We start from the raw sequence: 21,629 nt of genomic DNA on the forward strand, positions 1-21,629 counted from the left end.
TTTATCCCTTTCTTTTTTGTTTTTTATGGTGAATAATTTCTTTTGCTAATTGATCAATATTTCGAATATTAACATCCGTTAAATCAAGCCCTTTTTCTTGTAATTGATAAATTAAATTATAAATCTTCGGTGGTTCAATTAAAAGGGTTTGTAATAAATCTTTATCTTTGAAAATTTCAAAAGACGTTCCGACTTTTAAAACACGGCCTTCTTTTAAGGCAATAACCTCATCAGCAATTTCTAAGACATGATCCATATTATGCGTTACTAAAATAATTCGTTTATTTTGTTCTTTATTAATTTGGGAAAACAAATTAATAAAGTCTTCTTCCCCCTCGGGATCTAGCCCCGCTGTTGGTTCATCTAAAATTAAAGTATTACCCTCCATTGCTAAAATCCCAGCAATAGCAACGCGGCGCTTTTGTCCTCCCGATAAGTCAAACGGTGAGCGTTCTAAATAACTTAATGGTAAGCCAACCATTGTTATATATTTTTTGGCGTTTTCTCGAGCCACTTCTTTACTTTCACCCAAATGAACTGGACCAAACATAATATCTTTTTCAATTGTTTCTTCAAATAATTGATATTCCGGAAACTGAAACACTAGTCCAATTGATTTTCGTAATTGTTTAATATTCTTAATCCGTTTTTGCTTTGCGGTAATAATAAAACCATTCGCATCAACAACGCCTGTTGTGGGAATTAATAATCCATTAATATGTTGAATTAATGTTGATTTACCACTTCCCGTTGACCCAATGATAGCGGTAATTTTCCCTGGTTTAATAACCACATTAATGTCTTGTAACGAGACATATTCGTATGGCGTTTTGGGCGCATAAACATAAGAGACATCAGTGAAAGTAATATCAACATTTTGTAACGCTTCAATTTTAGGTTTATTTTTTACTTTTGACATATTTCATCCACCAATTCTCTAAGATCTAGTGTATTTTTTACTTCTAATCCATTTGTTCGTAAACTATCAACGACACGTGAGACAAAGGGAACATCTAAATGAATTGATTTTAAAAACTCTTCATCATATAAAATTTCATGTGGTTTACCACATTTGACGATTTGTCCTTTGTTCATCACAATGACCTTATCAGCATTTAAAATTTCATCCATATCATGGGTAATTGAAATAATTGTTTTTTCCCGCGATTCTTTTAAATCAACCATAATTTGTTTAATTTCTTTGCGTCCCTTTGGATCTAACATACTTGTTGCTTCATCAAAAATAATAATATCTGGGGCTAAAGCTAATGCCGAAGCAATTGCTACCCGTTGTTTTTGTCCTCCCGACAGCATTAAGGGTTCATGGTCAAGAAAATTACTCATATCAACTTTGGCGGCCGCTTTATCAATAATTGCTTGCATATCTTTTTGGGGAATTTGACGATTTTCCAAACCAAAAGCAATATCATCCCGAACTGTTGACCCAATAAACTGATTATCCGGATTTTGAAAGACAATTCCTAAAAATTTACGAATTCCAGTAATTGTTGATGAATGAACTTCATTACCAAAAACTTCAATCTTCCCTTTTTGTGGTCGTAAAACCCCAATAATAATTTTACTAATCGTTGATTTTCCACTCCCATTATGACCAATGATTGTAACATACTCCCCACATTTAATTTCAAAACTAACTCCGTCAACCGCATTAGGGTGATTTTCACGGTAGCGAAATTCAACATCAGTTAATTTTAATGAAATATCATTTAGTTTTTTTAACTTTACAGTAGTTTTCTTTGCCATCTTTTCTCATCCTTAATGTTTTTACATAATAGTTTAATTATATACTTAATATTTAAAAAATATTAATTGAAATTTTATCTTTCCAATCTATCTTTAATTATATATAAAAATTATAAATACACAAATAATTAATTGGTTTTTTCCAAATTATCTGAGCTTTATCAATAGCCCCCATCACTATACGGATTATCATCTAAATCAATATTTTGAACATAAACATCCCGTAGTTTTGCACCATTTTGGGGACCAATAATCCCGTTTTCTTCTAACGCATCAATTAAACGACTAGCTCGATTATAACCAATTGAAAATTTTCTTTGAATCAACGATGTTGAAGCCTTCTGATTTAAAATAACAAATCGTTTCACTTCTGGATACAAACTGTCAATATTATCGCTTTCATTGTTGCTACCACCATCACTATTGATTTCAATATTTAAAAACTCTTCATCATAATCAGGTTCTTGTTGCTCCCGTCAGAAATTAACTAACCGTTGAATTTCATCAGCGGAAATAAATGCCCCTTGTGCCCGAGTTGGAATATTTTGTCCCGCTAGTGCATATAACATATCACCATAACCAATTAGTTTTTCAGCGCCCCCTTGGTCTAAAATTGTCCGTGAATCAATCGCTGAAGTAACCAAAAAGGAAATTCGCGAAGGAATATTTGTTTTAATTACCCCAGTAATAACATCCGTTGATGGTCGTTGCGTTGCAATCACCATGTGAATTCCAGCTGCACGCGCTGCTAATTGGGTAATTCGCATAATTGAGTCTTCAATATCTTTCCCCGCTGTCATCATTAAATCAGCTAATTCATAAATCACTACCACAACATATGGTAACCGATCTTTCTCTGAAACTTTTTTATTAAATGTTTCAATATTTCGAACACCGTGTTCAGATAGCATACTATAACGACGTTCCATTTCCGCAATGATTCTTTTTAAAGCTGAATTTGCTAAATTGGTATCAGTAATAACAGAAGCTAATAAATGCGGTAAATTATTATAAACTGCTAACTCAACTTGTTTTGGGTCAATTAATAATAATTTCACTTCTGATGGTTTTGTTCTTAAGATTAATGACGATAAAATGGTATTAATGCAAACTGACTTTCCACTTCCAGTTGAACCAGCAACTAATAAATGGGGCATTTTATCTAATTCAACAAAAATAATTTCACCATTGACACTGCTACCAATTCCAACTAATAATTTACATTCTTGTTTTTCTAATGGTAAGCATTCCATAATTTCGCGTAAAGTTACCTTATTACTAATTTCATTAGCGATTTCAATTCCAACGGCTGATTTCCCTTGAATTGGAGCTTCAATCCGCACATTTTGTGTGGCTAAAGCATATTTTAGATCATTCTCTAAATTCATAATTTTATTAACTTTTACCCCTGGTTGCATTTGTACTTCAAACTTGGTAATTGTTGGACCAATATTAATTCCTTGCACACTAGCAGCAATATTAAATTTTTGAAAAACTTGATTAAGTTTAACGGCTTTCTTTTGCGCAGCAAGTTTATTTCGTTCATTATTTCGCCGATTATCTTCCTTCGGATTTAATAAACCTAAATTAGGTAATTTATAATGTGGATTATTAAAAGAACTACGGCGTGGCCCGGGCTGACTAAATTTCTTATTAACTTCAATTGATTTTGGCTTCGCAACACGGTGCGGTGGTTGATACGGCATTTCAAAATGTTGTTGATTCATTACTAGTGGTTCATAACTAGGGTAATACTCCTCTTGATTACTCTGGCGATGATAAATTCCCGCATTAGGTTCAATTGGTTCATATTGTTCTAATGGCGGTGAATCATATTCTTCGGTGGGAAAATGTTCATCATAAAATGATATTTGTTTTAAAGGACCTGGATTATCATTACGGTTAATTTTCCCAAAAGGTGTAATATCAGTTGCCGAATTTAACTTATTACGAGCAGCATAAATATTAACATTTTTGCCATACGGCGACCCATAAACTGGTAAATCATCAATATTTTTATTAAGATAAGCATTATTATTGCTCCGACGATTACGTGGCTGAATGTATTGATCTGGTATTAATTGCATTTTTACGCAATGCGGCGGTTGAGAAGGCTGCGGTGCTTGTGGAGGAAGGGGTGGATAATCATTAAAAGGTTCTTTGTGCCCTATTGGTCCTGGATCAGGGGGGGTTTTATTATCAAAACGAACATAATTTTGTTTTGTTTTTTTCTTCCCAACGAAATCATCCGCGATTAAATCATCAATTAAATGTTGATCATGTAACGCGGTATATGATGGCATTTGAATTGTAATATCAGAGGATTCTGTTGTATGCATTACTTGGCGCACGAAAAACAATTCTTCATCGGGAATATTATAAGCTTGGTAGATATTTTGTTTTTGACGACGATTCGCTGACAAATGTAACACACAAATCCCTTGTTGTTGTCGTTCATTTTTTGCTAAAAACATCCCAATCGCTGTTCCTGTTATTACTCAACTTCCTCATAATAGAAAAACTGATAAACACAAAATTAACGATCCAAAAATAGTTGTATAACTAGCAATTCCGGCTAAAAAGTTTCCAATCATTCCGCCACCAGCGTATAAAGTAATTCAAGCGCCATTAAAGCCAACAAAAATAATCAGATGGGTTGGATTAGAAGTAAAAATGGAAGCATCTTGTCAACGTTCAAGATAGTTATTCATAACATTTAAAAAAACACCGAGATGAAAATACGCCATTTGGCCAATAGCATATTGATAAATCAGTAACACACTGCTAACTAATCAGCACGATAAAATAATAAAAGTTATGACCATACAAATGACACGGGCTTTTAAGCAAATACGAACGCCAATAAAAATCGTAATTCCTAAGATTAAGCATACTAAATACATCAAATACTTAAATCAACCAAAAGCAAAAGTAAATAAAACATCGTCAATAAATTGCCCAATTAAAGTAATGCGCCCTACTGCAAGAATAGTAAAAAACATCACTAATAATGCCCCAATTACTGACCCGATGGAATCATTACGACGCTGCTTTTTTTTGACTTTTAAGATTGCAGTTTTCTCATTCTGATCATTTATCAACTGATCATTCTTTTCCATAGTGCATGCAGCCCTCCTAAAATTCTAAATATTTAGAAATTACTTTAAATATTACCATACATTTAAAAGTTTCAAATATTTATCTACTATAAATATATCATAAAATTAAATTTCATTCACAATTGCTAAAATAATTGGTGTTTTCCCAGTTTCCGTTTTAACAAATGAACTAATTGTTGATCTAATTTCATTTTTAGCTTCATTAACATCATACATTTCCCCAACAACGGCAACTTTTTTATAGTGTTTTTCAATAATATCAATGATAACTTTTTGCATTTTACGGAAAATATCATTATTTTCTTGAATATAGATTACTCCTCGCATTTGCGTATCAATCAAGGAAACTAACTCTTTTGTTTTGCTATCAATTGAAACACCAATAATAACAACACCATCAGTTGCTAATTGTTTACGTTCATTTAAAACAACGGCCCCAATATCACCAACACCAATTCCATCAACATATAAATCAGCAGTTTTAACCTTATTAGATGTTTTCTTATATTCACCATCAATAAATTCAAGTCCTTCTCCATTATCAACAATAAAAATATGTTCTGGATTAATCCCAGCTTCAATTGCAGACATTTTTGCTTGCACAAAGTCTTTATATAACCCTTTTACTGGAACAAAATATTTTGGTTTAATAATTGAACTCATTAATTTAACATCTTCATAACTTGCTGTCATTGTCCAAACTTTTTTGTCTGATAAAGCAATGGTTTTAGCAACAGTTCGTGCTAATTCATCTAAAACATTAGCATGGTTTAATTCACTGCCTGGATTTGGTGGTGTTGCTAAAATAATTGTGTCACTTTCTTTAATATCTAAAATATCATCATTTCCTGACGCAATTTTAATTAAACGACTATATAATCGCTCACCACTTCCAGTTACAATAATTAATGATTTCTCTTCTTTAACGGCTTCTTGTAATCCTTTTAAATTAATCCCATTAAAGTTTAGTTTTTTACTATCCGATAATACTTTCAATGATTCTAATAATGTTTGACCATAAATTCCAACGGAAATATTATTTTCCCGTACTAAATCAAATAATTCACTAATTTTGTGCAAATCTTGATCAAAACAAGCTAAAATAATCCGTCCCTCTGTTTCTTTCACGGCACGTTCAATATAATTTTTAATTTTATGGTTTGGAGCTGTATAATCCCGACGTGAAACTGATGAAGCCTCTGATAAAAATAATAACACGTTATTTTTGGCAATAATTTGGTTTAAATGTTGCAAATCAGTTGCAAAGTTAGGATCAGCTTTTGCATCAAAAATATAATCACCAGTATAAATAATTGTCCCATCTGGCGTATGTAAGGCAAACCCAAAACTATTTGGCATATTTGTTGTTGTTGAAAAAATTTCAACTTTACATGACCCAAAATCAAGGATATCCTTTGCATTAATAAGATGAAAACACTCTTCTTTTCCTCGCACTTTAAAGCGTTGCAAATGGAATTTTAAAATATTACACGCTAAATCACTTCCATAAACTGGCAATGCTAATTCTTTTAAAATATAAGTAATTGCTTCAGAACATTCATCCGAAGGTTTTGTAATAAAAACTCCCTTAATGCGAACACGGTTCTCCTTTAAATAATCAAAATTTGGAATTACTACATCAATTCCTAAAATTCCTCGTTCCGGGTTTTTTGTTCCTGCATCAAAAATAAAAATATCTTGTTCTACTTCAATACAATATAAATTTTTACCTCGCTCATCTAATCCACCAAGAGCGAAAAAATTAATTTTTGCCATAATTAAAATCGTCTACTTTCTATTCCTTTTTTATTAATTAATACTTTGTATACTGTAAAACTAAATCATAAAAAGTTAATGAAATTATAACAAATTAAAAATAAAAAACAATAATCACAAAAAATATTAAATTAAAAATATTGTTTTTAATATTTATTTTTAAAATTATAAAATTAAACACAACAAAAAATAAATTTTACTAATCTTAACAAACACTAATTTAATTTAAAAAAATTTTTTTAAAATATTGTCTTGATGTAAAATTTTCCAAGCAAGGTCTAATTGTGGTATTTAATATATCTAAAATAGATTTTAATCTACTACGAATATTAATTAATGGCTCATTTTAACCCAAATCAACGCCTTATATCTCTATTTATTCTTTCTACTAATGCTTTCTGGCAAAGTTTACCAAGATCACAAAAATAAACTCTTATTTTAAAGTGTTTTTCTATTGTTTTTCATCTATAAAATTCTTTTCCTCTATCGGTTAAAATACAACTAAATTTATTAATACTTACTAAACAGGGTGCAGTCTATATAACACTTGCCTTTTTACTAAATAAAATATGATAAAAAAGTATTTTTGATTTACGATTTACTAAAACTAACAAATAAAAATTACCACAATCAAGAGTATCCATTTCTCAAATTCCACTAAAACTTAAATCATTTCCATAATCATTTAAAAATTGCTTATAATCTCTAATATTAAGTAATTTTCCACGATTATCATTTTGTTCCCCATTTTTTGTTTTTCTTTTTTTATTTTTAAAATATAACATTTCTTTTTTTAAATTAAAATAACCTAATTTAATATACTTATACATTGTTTTAAAACATACACCAAATTTTACATTATATTGTAATTCATATGAAGTAATAATATTTTGTGGCGAACGACCAAAATTATTATATTCATTAGAAAACTGACTTAATTCTTGTGAATTTAACATTAAATATTTACGACATTTTTTTATTTTTATCATGTATTTTTTGTGCTTTTGCAGCATTATAATCATTAATATTATCAAACATATTTAACTCTTGCCAAATAGTTCTATAATCTCTATTCATTTGCTTAGCAATTTTTCGAATATTAATTGTTCCATTTTTCTTTTTAAATAATTCATTATCTTTTAATTTTTCCAAATTTACTCTTTCATTAAAATCTAATCTTTCATATTTTCATACTTTACCTCCTAAAATATTTAAAATGTTATAATTTATGTGCAATAATTATAACATTTTAAATATTTTAGGAGCAATCGGATTAAAAGCAACAAGTACAACATCATTAATTAGTTGCGAAGAACCAAATAATAGTAAAAACGGCGAGTAATAAACCAGAACCCAAACCACAACAACCACCAGTTGGAAGTAATTGAAAGTTAATTGAAAATTGTAAATTACGCGGGATAATTTATTCTTTACTTTTTAATTTCAATATCATTTGCAATCTTATTGACAGTATTAATAATAATATCTTTACCATACTTTTTCACTAAGACCGCAAAATTAAATATTGCTTTATTTGCATAATTTCAACCTCCTATAATTAACTTAAAAAGTTAACTAAATTAATAGTTAACTTTTTATGATTTAGTATTTACAATTTACACTTATTTACATTTTATTTCTTAAATGAATTTATACATTTTTTCCTTAATAAATCTAATCTCTCTAAAAAATGTAATCTTAATTATTATACATTACTATTAAAAAAATATCCAAATAATCGGAAAAATATCATATTACTATTATAGTAATACACTTTTTAAGTTAAAATAATAATATTTAAAAGGATGTGAAAAAAGATTGAAAGCAATTTTTCCCGGTAGTTTTGACCCAATCCATGAAGGTCATCTTAACAGTATTAAAAAAGCAGGGGCTTTATTTTCTAAGTTATATGTTGTTATTACTAATAACTTAGAAAAGCAACAACAAACAGATATTAATATTCGTGCTAAGCAAGTTGCTCTTGCTTGCCAAAATCTTAACTTAAATGTGGAAATTTTAATTAATGATCAAATGTTAACTAGTGATTTTGCCAAACAATTAGGCGCTAAATACATTATTCGGGGGTTACGGAATAATAATGATTTAAAATATGAAATGGAACTAGCTTTTGCAAATAAACAATTAAATCAAAATCTTGAGACAATTTTTTTTATTGCTGACTATGGCCTAAATGAAATTTCCTCAACCTTTTTAAATCAAATTAAGCGGTTAAAAAAATAAAAAGAAATATTGAGCTTCAATATTTCTTTTTATTTTATATTTTATTTTTGTATACTGTAAAACTAAATCATAAAAAGTTAATAAAATTATAACAAATTAAAAATAAAAAAACAATAATCACAAAAAATAGTAAATTAAAAAAATTTTTTTAAAATATTGTCTTGATGTAAAATTTTCCAAGCAAGGTCTAATTGTGGTATTTAATATATCTAAAATAGATTTTAATCTACTACGAATATTAATTAATGGCTCATTTTAACCCAAATCAACGCCTTATATCTCTATTTATTCTTTCTACTAATGCTTTCTGGCAAAGTTTACCAAGATCACAAAAATAAACTATTATTTTAAAGTGTTTTTCTATTGTTTTTCATCTATAAAATTCTTTTCCTCTATCGGTTAAAATACAACTAAATTTATTAATACCAATTTGTTTAATCATTTTCATTAAAATTGTTAATACATTTCTTCCCTTTTTACTAAATAAAATATGTAAATTGTAAATACCAAATCATAAAAAGTTAACTATTAATTTAGTTAACTTTTTATGATTTGGTATTTACAATTTACATTTAATGAATTATTTGGGATTCAACATTTCATTAAACCCCCAAGTCGTTATTCGGAAGCTAAATTAATTAAAACGTTAGAAGAAATAGGGGTTGGACGACCATCAACTTATACGCCAATTATGCGAACATTAAAAGATCGTGGTTATATTATTGTAGAAAATAAAGCAATTAAAGCAGCAATGGAATTAATGGAAGAAATTCCCGTTGAAAAAGGTGGGATTGAATGTCTTGAATATGGAAATGATTTAGTTTATCGTTATGGAAAATATGGGAAATTTATTGCTTGCTCAGGATTTCCAAAATGTCGTTATATTCATCAAACTGGACCTAAGTTTGGACCTTGTCCTGAATGTGGGGTTGGGGAGATTATTTTAAAATTTAATAAAAGACGTCAGTGCTTTAAATCTTGTACTAACTATCCAAATTGTCATTATACCGATTCATATAAAGAAGAGAAAACAGAACAAGAAGAAAATAACAGTGAAAATAACGGATTGTATCGAATTAATTTGGCCGTATAAAAAAGATTGGATTATAAAAATATTGATATAAATTAATATAATAATAATTTAACTATTTTATCAAATATTATGTGATATTAATTAAAACCCCAAAATAATTTATCCAACCAAAAAGTTTCTATTTTAAGAATTTAAGGAGTTGTCCTTTCTCTGAATCAATTAATAATTTTGGTTTTACAAATAAAAAAAACCATTTACTAAAATGGTTTAATTATTATTTTTATTCAATTTCCGATTTTTTCCAAAACCCCAATATTTTTTATGCGACCTAACTTTTTATGATTTGGTATTTACAATTTACACTTTATTCACAATTTGGTCATTAATTAAAATAATAAATTGATCAAAACTAGTTGTAATTTGTTCTTCTTGACCATAAACTCGGTAAGTAATCATTTTTTTATCATTTTCTTGATCACCAATAACAATTTGATATGGGATTTTGGCAACTTGTGCTTCGCGAATTTTATAACTTAAACGCTCATCACGATCATCAATCATTGTTCGTAGTTTTAACTTTTTAAATTGTTGCTGCAATTTATTAACATAAGCTAAATGACGCTCATTATTAACTGGCATTAAGACAATTTGTTTTGGGGCTAATCAAAATGGTAAAACCCCTTTTGTTTGCTCTAATAAAATGGCAATAAATCGTTCATAAGTTCCAATTAAGCCACGGTGAAGCATCACTGGTCTTGCTTTGACCCCTGTTACTTCAATATAACTTAAATTAAATTTTTTTGGTAAGAGAAAATCAAATTGTAATGTTGATACCGTAATTTCATGGTTTAATACTGTTTTAATTTGAATATCTAACTTTGGACCATAGAAAGCAGCTTCCCCAATCATTGGCACATATTTAATTTTTAAATCATCTAACGCTTCTTGTAACATTTGTTCAGCATGATTTCACATTTCATTATCATCATAATAATATTTTTCCTTATTTGCCGAATCACGAAGTGATAATGAATAGTAATCCACCGTAATTTTTAAATCAGTTAAAACTTCATTAATTAACTTAAAACAACGTTTAAATTCTTCTTTTAACTGATCATGGCGTAAAAAGATATGCGAATCAGTTAATTGCATCATTCGTACTCGTTCTAAACCAGTTAAACTACCTGATGTTTCATAGCGATGTAAAATTGCATGCTCAGCAATCCGCAAGGGTAACTCACGATAACTTCGTTGTTTATAATTGTAAACAGCAATATGATGCGGACAAGCCATTGGGCGTAAAACGCTAATTTCATTATCTTGGGCCATTGGGGTAAACATATTTTCTTGATAATGATCTCAATGCCCTGAAATTTTATACATTTCACTAGTTCCAATTACGGGTGTATCAACTTCAATAAAATCATATTCTCATTCTTTATCGCGAATATATTCTTGCAAGACTTTTTTTAAGGCCATTCCATTTGGTAATCAAATTGGTAACCCTGGCCCAACAAGTTTATCAAAGGTAAAGATTTCTAAATCTTTACCAATTTTACGATGATCACGGTCTTTGCGTTCTTCATAAGCTAATAATACTTGTTCAAATAATTCTTGTGAAAAATAAGAACTACCAGTTAACCGTTGCAACATTTTATTTTTCACATTGTCTTGTCAGTATGCGCCAGCTAAACTTCACAGTTTTAAGACTTTAATTTGTTTTAAAGGGGCAACTGGATAAGTATTTGGTAAATATAAGGTATTATTAAGGCAATATCCCGCTTGTTCGGGGCCTTGTTCCGCACTAATGGCTAATAAATATGGATTATCCTTATATCATTTTTTTACTATCGCTAAGGGCCCTAAAACAGGTTTAATAGCAAGATTACTATTAATTAATTTTATAATTTCTTGTTCGACAACGGCAAGGTCGGTTTCTTTCAAATGTGGCTCAACATCAAAATCCACAAAAAAGGCATCATCTTGCACCGCAATTTTAGCAATTTTGGCGGATAGATATAAATTAGTAATTGCTTTCGCCGCGACTAAAGCTGTTGTATAATGAATGATTGATAAGGCTAATGGTGATTTGTTAGTAATAATTTCTAATGTCCCGTCTGTTGTGACTAAATAATCTAACCCTTGCACTTGCCCGGCAAAAACACCACCAAGGGCAACCTTCCCTAAGCTTGGGGCAATGCTAGTTACAATCGCCTGAATTGTTTGGGCAGTTTTAAATTCACGAACTTGACCATTAGATAATGTAATTTTAATCATTTGTGATCTTCCTTTCTTAAAAGTAAAAACTCGTTCCCAATATTATCAAAATAATAATAGGAACGAGTTCTACGCGGTACCATCCTAATTAAATTAGGTTTTAACCTAATTTATCTTTCACACTTAATAATGAAAAATGCTTAAGCGTAAACTTAGTTGTTACTAGTAATCTAATCGCTCTTTTATTAAGCTTTCATCATTCTTAACTTGCTGCGAAAAGAGAAGAGATTAAACCTTGGGTAACTAGTTTAATTATTTATTATTTAATTGTAATTTCTTTAATTTCTTCGTTGCGAGCAAATAAGATTGTTGAACCAATTTTTGCTCCTCATTTTTTAGCAATTTCACAAATTTCTTTTTCGTCAGTTTTAAATTCCTCATAATTTTCAACTTTATTCATAAAAATTGAATGTCATGATCCAAATGCCGTATATAATTCTGGCAACAGACTAACTCCTAAAATAATTACATTTGGTCGGAATTTTGAAATTGTTTTTAATAATTCCCCAGTGTTTGAAACAACCACGGCATATTCATATTTCCCATCTTTACATTTATTTGCTAATTTTTTGGCAATATCAGCACGGGGTCCCGTTGTTGAATTCATAGCATCTTCTAATTGTTTTTCGTAGTATAATTTTGAATAAAATTCATGTTCAGCTCGTTTATTAATCATTGCCATCGTTTGCACCGTAATAAACGGATAGTCTCCATTAGCTGATTCTCCCGATAACATTGTTGCATCAGAACCTAATTCTGATGCAAAGTAAACATCAGTTACTTCTGCTCTTGTTGGTGATGGATTTTCAGTCATTGTTTCTAACATTTGCGTTGCGACAATAACAATTTTCCCTGCTTCGCGACATTTACGAATAATAATTTTTTCTCAATATGGGACATCATAATATGGGATTTCTAATCCTAAATCACCACGCGCAACCATAATTCCATCTGCTGCGGCAATAATTTCATCAATATTATTAATTCCAATTTGTGATTCAATTTTAGCAATAATTTGAACATGTTCCGCTTTACATTCTTTTAATAATTTGCGAATTTGTTTAATATTATCCACAGTATTAACAAATGATGCAGCAATATAATCGATCCCTTGTTCAACCCCAAATTTAATATCCTCAACATCTTTTTCCGCTAAAAATGGTAATGTAAAATCAACTCCTGGTAAATTAATCCGTTTATTTGTTTTAACAATGTGATGGTTAAAAGCTTTTGTTTCAATAATGCCAGGTTTAATTACCGTAACATTTAATTGTAACTTCCCATCATCAACTAACACAACATCACCCGCTTTTAAATCTTGTGACATATCATATGAAACAGTCATTTCTGTTCCTGTTCCTTGACGGTTTTGATATTCTGCTGGTAATGAATAAATTGTAACTGTTGCCCCAGCGATAATTTCTTGTTTCCCATCTTTCATTTTCCCAACACGAATTTCTGGTCCCTTCGTATCTAATAAAACTGAAATTGGTTTTCCAATTTTAGCACTAACTTCGCGGGCTCATACAATTCGTGCTCCTTGCTCAGCATGATCTCCATGCGAAAAATTTAATCGAATTGTTGTCATTCCCGCTTTAAACAATTCTTCAATGGCCCCCGCTGAATGCGTACTTGGCCCAATCGTTGTAATAATTTTCGTTCTCTTCATTTTTTCATTAATATTAAAGTTATCCATTCTTTTGACAATCTCCTTCTAAAAATATCTTACAACCTTATTTTATCGCAAAATTATGATTTTTGATAAATATTCTGATTTAATTCATCAAATTTAGCTAAAATTTCTTTCCGTGATGTCCGTGAAATACTTAACGCTTCCATAATTGGTCGCGCTACAATTTGATCACCTTGGTTACCAATTGCTAAACCACCATTCCCGGAAATAATTTGTTCAACAGCAAATTGGGCCATTTGAAAAGCACGATAACGTTCCATTGCCGTTGGATTGCCACCGCGTTGGATGTGCCCTAAGATTGTCGCACGCGTCACATAGCCACTTTTACTTTCGACTAATTTTGCTAATTTGTCGACATCAGGATAAATCATTTCGCTAACAACAACAATGACACTTCGTTTTTGGGCTTGATGTAAAGCCGCCACGCGCTCCGCAATTTCTGCTTCCGATAAAGCAGCTTCATTAATTGAAATAATATCTGCTCCTCCAGCAATACCCGCATATAAAGCAATATCACCACAAGCATGACCCATAACTTCGACAATTGCACAACGGTTATGTGACTGAATTGTATCACGTAAACGATCAATGGCTTCCAAAACAATATTAATGGCTGTATCAAAACCAATTGTATAATCCGATGAAGTAATATCATTATCAATTGTTCCTGGTAAAGCAACACAATTAATTCCCATTTCAGTTAACCGTTGAGCTCCTTTATAACTACCATCCCCACCAATAACAACTAATACTTCAATTCCTTGCTTTTTCAAATTAGCAACTGCTTTTTCACGAACCTTTGGTTCTTTAAATTCAGGTAAACGTACGCTCCCAATTACTGTCCCGCCTAAGCGCATAATACTATCCGCAAAGTTATTATCAACAACTTCCATTCAATTATTAATTAAACCTAAATAACCATCACGAATAATATATGTCTCTAATCCTTTGGCATGAGCTGTTTTAATAACGCCAGCAATCGCTGCATTCATTCCTTGTGAATCACCACCAGATGTTAAAATTCCAATTTTTTTAAGCATGCTTTTTCTCCTTCTCTTTTGTTTTGTTTCATCTTGTTTATATTAATTTTAGTTGATATTCTAAGATTATAAAGATTTTTTTTGCCCGAAAAAAAATAAAAATAAAAAAAACACTAATAAGTGTTTTTTTTATTTTAATTTAAATCTGGCATAAATAAGAAATAATAATCTTTAACTATTTTTTATTACTTAATTTCAGCTGTTACTTTTGCTGTAAAGGTAAATTTGCCAGTAATGTTTACTGAACTTTCTTTTGCTTCAACAGTTACATTAACGTCTTTTGCTGCTGTATAGTTGCCTTCGGTACCATCATTAGTAATTGTATATTCGTCAGCAGTTACACCGGCAACTTTTTCTCGCAATGCATTTAAAACTGCATTTGCAAGTCCTGTATCAATATTAACTGCTTCTAATTTTCTTTTTGTAACACTAGTGGGTGTTTCAACTTTAATTTTTACTTCTTGCGCAGCGACTATTACATCTCTAATGTTTGCTTTTGTTACTGTGCCAGCTTTTGGTAAAGTTACTTTAATGTATCCTGATTTACCAATTACAACTGTTTTATCTTTAGCTGAAGTAATTTGAACAAAAACAGGTTGTGCTGCAGTTTTTAAGTTAACTGGTTCATATTTTGTCCCATTGCTATCTTTGTAAACATCAAAATCAAAATCAGTACTTGTTGTAGTTTTAACAACACCTTGAACAGCTTTTAAAACATTGTCCTTTAATGCTGCTTTAACTTTTTCAACTGTAACTTGCTCTTCATTTGATGCTGTTACACTCGCAGGTGCTGCAATTGTTTTAACTCTTGATAAGTTGTTACTTTCAGTTTTTTTACATGCTACTAAAGGTGTTGTCGCAAATGCTGACATTCCAAAAGCTCCTAAGAATGCTAAAAGTTTCTTCATTTCTTATATTTCCTTTCTGATAAGTAGTGTTTTGATAAAGCAAATGTAATTAAAAATTACATTAAATATATAAGAGAAAAATAACATTAATAATTATTTGCTTCTAATCCTACTTTTATATAATTTATATTTTGAAATTTTCTTTCTCTTATAGAAACAAGTGTACAATATTTCTTTCCAAAAAACAATAAATATTTCTCAAAAAAAATATTTTCCAAACGAAATTGCTTAATCTTTTTTTTCTGGTGCATTTTTTTCAACTGCTTCTGGTGCTGTTCGATCAACAGTTTCTACTGTTGGATCCGGTTGATTTGGAACAAACATCATAATTTCTTGATTTAATAAATCAACATTATTAACCATAAATTGCCCTGCTTGACTTGCCAATGAAAAACGAGTTTTTTTCTTACTACGGCTTCCTTCGGTATAATAAATTACTAATTGATTTGTTTTATCATTGCGTTCAACACGAGTAATTTTACGAATTAAAATTCGTTCTCCTAAAAAGGTAATTTCTTTTTTGTCAATTCCAATTGCAATTAATTGTAAGAATAAGAAAATATAAATTCCAACTCCAACAGTTAAAGCAAAAGCAAGCACAATCACGATAATTAACGGTACATCTGATGATACCTTAATTCCAAATTGTAAAAAAAAACCAATAATAACAACTGGTAAATTAGCCCCTAAAATAGGAAATAAAATAATTAAAATCTTTTTATTAATAAAGCGAACTTTAAATTCTCGTTTTGTAAAGCTAATTAAATAACCAATAATTGATAAACCAACAGCAGCAAATAAAAAGGTTGCCATTGAAAGGGCAATTATTATCCCTCTTTCAGCATTATCCATTATTATGCCCTCCTTTCCATCATTATCATTCTTACTTACGAACTTGGGCCATTACTTCAGAAGCAAAATCAATTTCTGCTTTTTCAATCCCTTCGCCAACTTCATATCGGATCATATCAACAACAGTAACATTATTTGTTTTGATAACATCCCCAATTTTTTGATCAGGATTAACAACAAAAACTTGGTCTAAAAACGATATTTCAGCTAATTGTTTGTTTAACCGTCCTTCGACCATTTTTTCTAAAATATTATCTGGTTTCCCCGCATTTTTGGGATCATTTTTCGCCTCAGCGGTTAAAATTGCTTTTTCACTATTTAAAAAATCAGCAGAAATATCATCGCGAGAAATAAATTGTGGTCGCATTGCCGAAACATGCATTGCCAATTGTTTACCAATTGTTTCATCAATTTTTCCATTAAAAATTAACACCGTTGCATTGCGATTATTTGAATGTAAATAAACGCCCATTGATTGATCGGCTTTTAAATGCCGTTTTTTAAATCGACTAAGCGTAATCTTTTCGCCAATTGTGGCAATAGCATGCACAATAACTGTTTCTAATGGTTCGCCATCAACAACTATTTTTAATGCTTCTTCAACCGTTTTTGGTTCATGTGTAATTAATGCTTCCCCTACAGTAGCCATTAAATCTAAAAATTGTTTATTTTTGGCAACAAAATCAGTTTCTGAATTAACTTCAAAAATAACTGTTTTATCTCCTTTGGTTATTAAACCAACTAATCCTTCAGCAGCAATCCGATCATATTTTTTCGCTGCTTTGGTAATTCCTTTCTCACGTAACCATGTAATAGCTTCTTCGATATTACCTTCAGTAGCTTCTAATGCTTTTTTACAATCTAGCATTCCGGCTCCTGTTCGATCTCTTAATTCTTTTACTAATTGTGCAGTAACTGTCATACTGATTCTCCTTTCAAATTTAAGGGTGCTTGTATTGAAACTAACCAGTTAATACAATTTGCTTTGTCGGTTATTTTTTTACAATCTTGTTATCAATAATTGCTAAATGTTTACTTAATTCACTAATCATTTCTGCTTTTTTGGCCTTTGGTAAAGCAAAATTTTCACCAAGGGTTTCTAATTCATCAACTTTTAATTTTGCTAAAGTCTTTTCTAAATCATTATCCACAACACTAATTGTTTCTAAATTAAAAGTTGTTGGGGAAATTGGGGCCGCTTTTGGGGCTACAGTTGCTTTTTTGGCTGGATAACTTTGGCGATGTGTAGAGCTATATTGTTGGTCTTTTCCGCGTTCATATTTTCCACCCATTCTGCGATTATCATATTGACCACCACGGGCACGGGGAGAATGACGATTTTCTTCGCCATCATGACACATAAATTCATTTGGTTTAAATTGCGATTCTGGAATTTTAATTCCCATAGCATCACCATATAAGTCAACAATATGATGGGTAATAATCGCAATTGAACGAGAAGTATCATCATTTGCGGGAATGATATAGTCAATTGGATCGGGATCCACATTTGTATCACAAATCGCAATAACTGGGATTCGTAATTTACGGGCTTCACGAACAGCAATATGTTCCTCTTTTGGATCAACCACAAACAATGCTTGTGGTAATTCTTTCATTCCTTTAATTCCACCTAAGAATTTTTGTAATTTTTCTTTTTCTTTTTTAATTAACATTTGCTCTTTTTTTGGTAATAATTTTAATTCACCATTTTTTTCTTGGCGTTCAATATTTCATAAATGTTTAACACGTAAATGAATTGTTTTTAAATTTGTTAGGGTTCCTCCTAATCAACGTTGATTAACATAAAAACATTCAGAATGTTCTGCTGCATCTTTAATAATTCATTTTGCTTGTTTTTTTGTTCCAACAAATAAAATTTTTCCTTTACGAGCAGCAATATTTGCCATTAATTTTTTAACATCTTCTAATCTTCATAATGTTTGTTGTAAATCAATAATATGAATCTTATTCTTTTCCCCATAAATATATGGTTTCATTTTGGGATTTCATCTTTTTGTTTGATGCCCAAATTGAGCACCAGCTTCTCATAACATTTCTCTTGTTAATTCTTTTGCCATCTTTTTATTTAATTCTCCTTTTCGTTAAACATCCACTTATTTCTAACATTTACCACTATCTTATTAAAATAAATAGCACTGGGCAAATGAATCCATAAATGTGTATTGTATACCATTAATTTTATTGAGTACAAGCATCAAGCATCAAAATTATAACATACTTTGTTTTAAACAAGTGTATAATGTAAAACTAAATCATAAAAAGTTAATAAAATTAAATACTTAATTACAATTTAAAAAATGGCGCCCACGAAGAGATTCGAACTCCCGACCCTACGCTTAGAAGGCGCATGCTCTCTCCTACTGAGCTACGTGGGCATACCATAAGAATAATAACACAAATTAAAGTCTATTTTCAAGAAAATAAGTTTGCTTTTTTAAAAATAAATTTCATCAATAATATTGTAATCATGTAATTCTTCTTTTGTTTTTTTTGTTGATCTTATAATAACAAATTGATTTTGAAGATGGATTACTGCCCGATAAATTGAAATAAAAACAGCACTATTAAAACTAAATTTCAATAAATTAAAAGGAATAACTACTGGAACTAAAATACTTTTAAATCATTGCACTGTCTCACTTGGAAAATGCAAGAAATGAGCATACATATCATAAATAAATAATCAATTAAATAAAGTCATTAAAAATGACACCACAATTGTTGCGATAGTAACATTAATTGTTGTAATTAAATAATCAATTTTCTTTGAAGCACCATCTTTAATCAAACGATTAATCCCCCTGCGAACAAAGATATCTCCTAATAAAAAAATAAATAAAAAAATTAAATCTGCTAACATTAGAGCAAATGCATCAATTGGACTATCCCCCAAATAAAGCATTCGTAATCAACTCACACTAATTGTTAAAAAAGAAGCATAAATAATATCAAACAAACGAACAGCTAATAACATTAAAAAATCAGTTAATTCAATTTTTAAAAATGGCGCAACTGGAAAAACTGCTAAATTTAATACTTTACTTAGTCATGACAATAACACATACAAAGCAACAACAATTGCCATTGCTGCAACTCTTTTTGTATCTAAGTACAATAAATTTTTTAATTTTGTTTGCATATTATCACCTTATTTAATTATAAATTATTTTTAAAATATAGCAAAGTGTATACTGTAAAAATAAATCATAAAAAGTTATTATTAAAACGAATGGTTAAATTGCTTCTTCTGGTGTAGTTTTCAACAATAAATTATATTTTGGTTCAGGAGATAATAATGTTTATGAATATGATCCAATAACAAAACAACAAAAAGTTGTTATTAAAACAAAAAAGCGGAATTTTTTTGATCTTCAGGGGTGGTTTTAAATAATAAACTTTATTTTGGTTCACGAGATTGTAATGTATATGAATATGATCCTAATTATTATAATTTAGGACAAATTAATAATAATTTTGATAGTGTAATTTTAAATGAATTAAATTATTTAAATCCTGAATTAGAGATATTTCACAATTAGAAATTATTAACAAAACAAATAATTCAGCTATAGTAAAAGAAAAAAATAATAATAATAAATATTTTTCTAAAAATAATAAAATATATTATATAATTAATCAACAAAATAAAATTGTTAATTTAAATAAATTAATTAAAAAAGCATTATTAGACTGCACCCTGTTTAGTAAGTATTAATAAAAAGGTTTACAAACTTTCATTTATTATATATTTTTCTTTTTGGTTTGAATATCATTTATTTCATTTTTTAACATCATTAATATATTCATTATAAGATTTATAATTTTTATTATGGATTGTTCCTTTTTTAAGTAATGAATGAAAACTATCAATAATAATGTTGTCTGCACAATGATAATTTTTACCCATTGAAATTATAATTTTGTTATCTAAACACGTACTATTGTAATCTTTAGATGTATATTGATATCCGTGATCTGAATGAATTATTATTTTATTTAAATCTTTTTTTATTTTTTTAATTTTATTAATTGCATCATTTAAATTATCAATTACAAGTTTGTTATTATTAAATTTTGATCATTTTACATCAATAATTTCTTTAGTATATCCATCAAGTATTGTTGATTGATAATGTTTTTTACCATTTCAAATTAAATAAGTTACATCAGTAAATAAAATTGAAAATCTTTCTTTAATATCATTAAAATTACGATTTACTAAATCAGGATATTTAATTATATTTTTATTTCTATTTTGTTTTATTAATATTTTTCTACGCATACGCTTTACATATTCAGCTTGAATATTATTTTCTTTCATAATTCGCAATACTTTCTTAGCATTATAAATAATGCCATAATCTTCTTTTAAATATTTGGTAATTCGACGATAACCAAATTGTTTTAAATTTTCTTCATAGACTTTTACAATATTTTTTAATGATTCGCTATCCTTACCATTACTTGAATAATTTTTATATTTATCTCAATAACTACGCTTTAAATCTGTTATATCAAGTAATAAATTTAGTGGATATTTATTAATGTTTTCTTTGATAAAAGATACAATTTTTCTTTTATTTAATTGTAAAAGTCATGAAGCTTTTTTAGTAATTCATACCTAACTTTGTAATAGTTTAAATCTCTTTTTTCAAATGATTCTTTTGGACCTTTATTGGTGTTTAAAATTCCTTTCTTAAAATTTTCATACCATGAAGCAACAGTTTTTTTATTAATTTGATATTTTTTTGCAATAAAACTTATACTATTATTTTTAACCTCTTGTACTATCATTTTTCGAAAATATGCTGTATATTTATTAAATTTTTGTCCTTTTCTTGCCATATAAAAATGCACCTCCTTTAAAGTTTAGCAAAGACTTTTTTTCTTTACTTACTTTTT

General features: G+C 29.2%; 19 protein-coding genes, 1 tRNA gene and 2 pseudogenes. 4 read left to right on the forward strand and 18 right to left on the reverse strand.

All coding sequences use genetic code 4. The features are described 5' to 3' along the window. Position 1 precedes the first annotated feature (1 nt). The 5 genes and pseudogenes from AACK78_RS05055 to AACK78_RS07630 all read right to left on the reverse strand — a co-directional run bounded on the left by AACK78_RS05055 (position 2) and on the right by AACK78_RS07630 (position 7,865). Positions 2 to 919 (reverse strand): energy-coupling factor transporter ATPase, encoded by a 918-nt coding sequence (locus AACK78_RS05055; RefSeq protein ID WP_338954850.1) that lies wholly within the window; start codon positions 917 to 919, stop codon positions 2 to 4. Next, on the reverse strand, positions 907 to 1,764 hold the full coding sequence (locus tag AACK78_RS05060; RefSeq protein WP_338954851.1) for an energy-coupling factor transporter ATPase: 858 nt from the start codon (positions 1,762 to 1,764) through the stop codon (positions 907 to 909). Before AACK78_RS05060 ends, AACK78_RS05055 begins: the two co-directional genes overlap by 13 nt. Positions 1,765 to 1,922: 158 nt before the next feature. Continuing rightward, the gene (locus AACK78_RS05065; protein WP_338954852.1) at positions 1,923 to 4,883 is read right to left on the reverse strand and encodes a DNA translocase FtsK; all 2,961 of its coding nucleotides are present in this window, start codon (positions 4,881 to 4,883) and stop codon (positions 1,923 to 1,925) included. A gap of 105 nt (positions 4,884 to 4,988) precedes the next feature. After that, positions 4,989 to 6,659 (reverse strand): ribonuclease J, encoded by a 1,671-nt coding sequence (locus AACK78_RS05070; protein WP_338954853.1) that lies wholly within the window; start codon positions 6,657 to 6,659, stop codon positions 4,989 to 4,991. Between the two features lie 220 nt (positions 6,660 to 6,879). Further along, positions 6,880 to 7,865, reverse strand: a pseudogene (locus tag AACK78_RS07630) (IS30 family transposase). Positions 7,866 to 7,887: 22 nt separating this feature from the next. On the opposite strand from AACK78_RS07630, the gene AACK78_RS05085 reads away from it, so the two are divergent. Further along, the gene (locus tag AACK78_RS05085; RefSeq protein ID WP_338954856.1) at positions 7,888 to 8,001 is read left to right on the forward strand and encodes a lipoprotein; all 114 of its coding nucleotides are present in this window, start codon (positions 7,888 to 7,890) and stop codon (positions 7,999 to 8,001) included. Positions 8,002 to 8,477: 476 nt separating this feature from the next. After that, positions 8,478 to 8,900: a pantetheine-phosphate adenylyltransferase gene (gene coaD, locus AACK78_RS05090; protein WP_338954857.1), complete on the forward strand. Its 423-nt coding sequence runs from the start codon at positions 8,478 to 8,480 to the stop codon at positions 8,898 to 8,900. 238 nt (positions 8,901 to 9,138) lie between these two features. Here coaD and AACK78_RS05095 read toward each other — a convergent pair whose 3' ends face one another. Further along, the gene (locus tag AACK78_RS05095) at positions 9,139 to 9,348 is read right to left on the reverse strand and encodes a hypothetical protein (protein WP_338954858.1); all 210 of its coding nucleotides are present in this window, start codon (positions 9,346 to 9,348) and stop codon (positions 9,139 to 9,141) included. Positions 9,349 to 9,447: 99 nt separating this feature from the next. Between AACK78_RS05095 and AACK78_RS05100 the strand changes: the two genes are divergently transcribed. Next, complete coding sequence (locus AACK78_RS05100; protein WP_338954859.1) at positions 9,448 to 9,993, forward strand: topoisomerase DNA-binding C4 zinc finger domain-containing protein; 546 nt, start codon at positions 9,448 to 9,450, stop codon at positions 9,991 to 9,993. A 297-nt stretch (positions 9,994 to 10,290) separates the two neighbouring features. Here AACK78_RS05100 and thrS read toward each other — a convergent pair whose 3' ends face one another. The 9 genes from thrS to AACK78_RS05145 form a co-directional block, all read right to left on the reverse strand. After that, a complete protein-coding gene (gene thrS, locus AACK78_RS05105; RefSeq protein ID WP_338954860.1) occupies positions 10,291 to 12,210 on the reverse strand; it encodes a threonine--tRNA ligase in 1,920 nt (639 codons plus the stop codon). Positions 12,211 to 12,469: 259 nt separating this feature from the next. After that, a complete protein-coding gene (gene pyk, locus AACK78_RS05110; protein ID WP_338954861.1) occupies positions 12,470 to 13,906 on the reverse strand; it encodes a pyruvate kinase in 1,437 nt (478 codons plus the stop codon). Positions 13,907 to 13,959: 53 nt separating this feature from the next. Continuing rightward, positions 13,960 to 14,943, reverse strand: a complete 984-nt coding sequence (pfkA, locus tag AACK78_RS05115; RefSeq protein WP_338954862.1) for a 6-phosphofructokinase — start codon at positions 14,941 to 14,943, stop codon at positions 13,960 to 13,962. Between the two features lie 185 nt (positions 14,944 to 15,128). Further along, a complete protein-coding gene (locus tag AACK78_RS05120) occupies positions 15,129 to 15,851 on the reverse strand; it encodes a spiralin lipoprotein (protein WP_338954864.1) in 723 nt (240 codons plus the stop codon). Between the two features lie 228 nt (positions 15,852 to 16,079). After that, positions 16,080 to 16,703, reverse strand: a complete 624-nt coding sequence (locus tag AACK78_RS05125) for a hypothetical protein (RefSeq protein WP_338954865.1) — start codon at positions 16,701 to 16,703, stop codon at positions 16,080 to 16,082. Positions 16,704 to 16,734: 31 nt separating this feature from the next. Continuing rightward, the gene (gene tsf / locus AACK78_RS05130) at positions 16,735 to 17,625 is read right to left on the reverse strand and encodes a translation elongation factor Ts (protein ID WP_338954866.1); all 891 of its coding nucleotides are present in this window, start codon (positions 17,623 to 17,625) and stop codon (positions 16,735 to 16,737) included. A 70-nt stretch (positions 17,626 to 17,695) separates the two neighbouring features. Beyond that, positions 17,696 to 18,784 (reverse strand): 30S ribosomal protein S2, encoded by a 1,089-nt coding sequence (gene rpsB / locus AACK78_RS05135; protein ID WP_338954867.1) that lies wholly within the window; start codon positions 18,782 to 18,784, stop codon positions 17,696 to 17,698. Between the two features lie 241 nt (positions 18,785 to 19,025). Further along, positions 19,026 to 19,102: transfer RNA gene (locus tag AACK78_RS05140), tRNA-Arg, on the reverse strand. A 59-nt stretch (positions 19,103 to 19,161) separates the two neighbouring features. Continuing rightward, the gene (locus AACK78_RS05145) at positions 19,162 to 19,866 is read right to left on the reverse strand and encodes an ECF transporter S component (protein WP_338954869.1); all 705 of its coding nucleotides are present in this window, start codon (positions 19,864 to 19,866) and stop codon (positions 19,162 to 19,164) included. 238 nt (positions 19,867 to 20,104) lie between these two features. On the opposite strand from AACK78_RS05145, the gene AACK78_RS05150 reads away from it, so the two are divergent. Next, the gene (locus AACK78_RS05150) at positions 20,105 to 20,266 is read left to right on the forward strand and encodes a hypothetical protein (protein WP_338954870.1); all 162 of its coding nucleotides are present in this window, start codon (positions 20,105 to 20,107) and stop codon (positions 20,264 to 20,266) included. A gap of 185 nt (positions 20,267 to 20,451) precedes the next feature. On the opposite strand, the gene AACK78_RS05155 is transcribed toward AACK78_RS05150, so the two are convergent. From AACK78_RS05155 to AACK78_RS05160, 3 genes and pseudogenes are all read right to left on the reverse strand, one after another. Continuing rightward, positions 20,452 to 21,048: a DDE-type integrase/transposase/recombinase gene (locus tag AACK78_RS05155; RefSeq protein ID WP_338954872.1), complete on the reverse strand. Its 597-nt coding sequence runs from the start codon at positions 21,046 to 21,048 to the stop codon at positions 20,452 to 20,454. Between the two features lie 21 nt (positions 21,049 to 21,069). Next, positions 21,070 to 21,342: pseudogene (locus AACK78_RS07635) on the reverse strand (hypothetical protein); the annotation flags it as partial. Next, positions 21,309 to 21,572, reverse strand: a complete 264-nt coding sequence (locus AACK78_RS05160; RefSeq protein ID WP_338954390.1) for a transposase family protein — start codon at positions 21,570 to 21,572, stop codon at positions 21,309 to 21,311. The gene AACK78_RS05160 and the pseudogene AACK78_RS07635, both read right to left, overlap by 34 nt. Between the last annotated feature and the right edge of the window lie 57 nt (positions 21,573 to 21,629).

Source organism: Spiroplasma endosymbiont of Polydrusus cervinus (assembly GCF_964019755.1).
GTDB lineage: Bacteria > Bacillota_I > Bacilli_A > Mycoplasmatales > Mycoplasmataceae > Spiroplasma.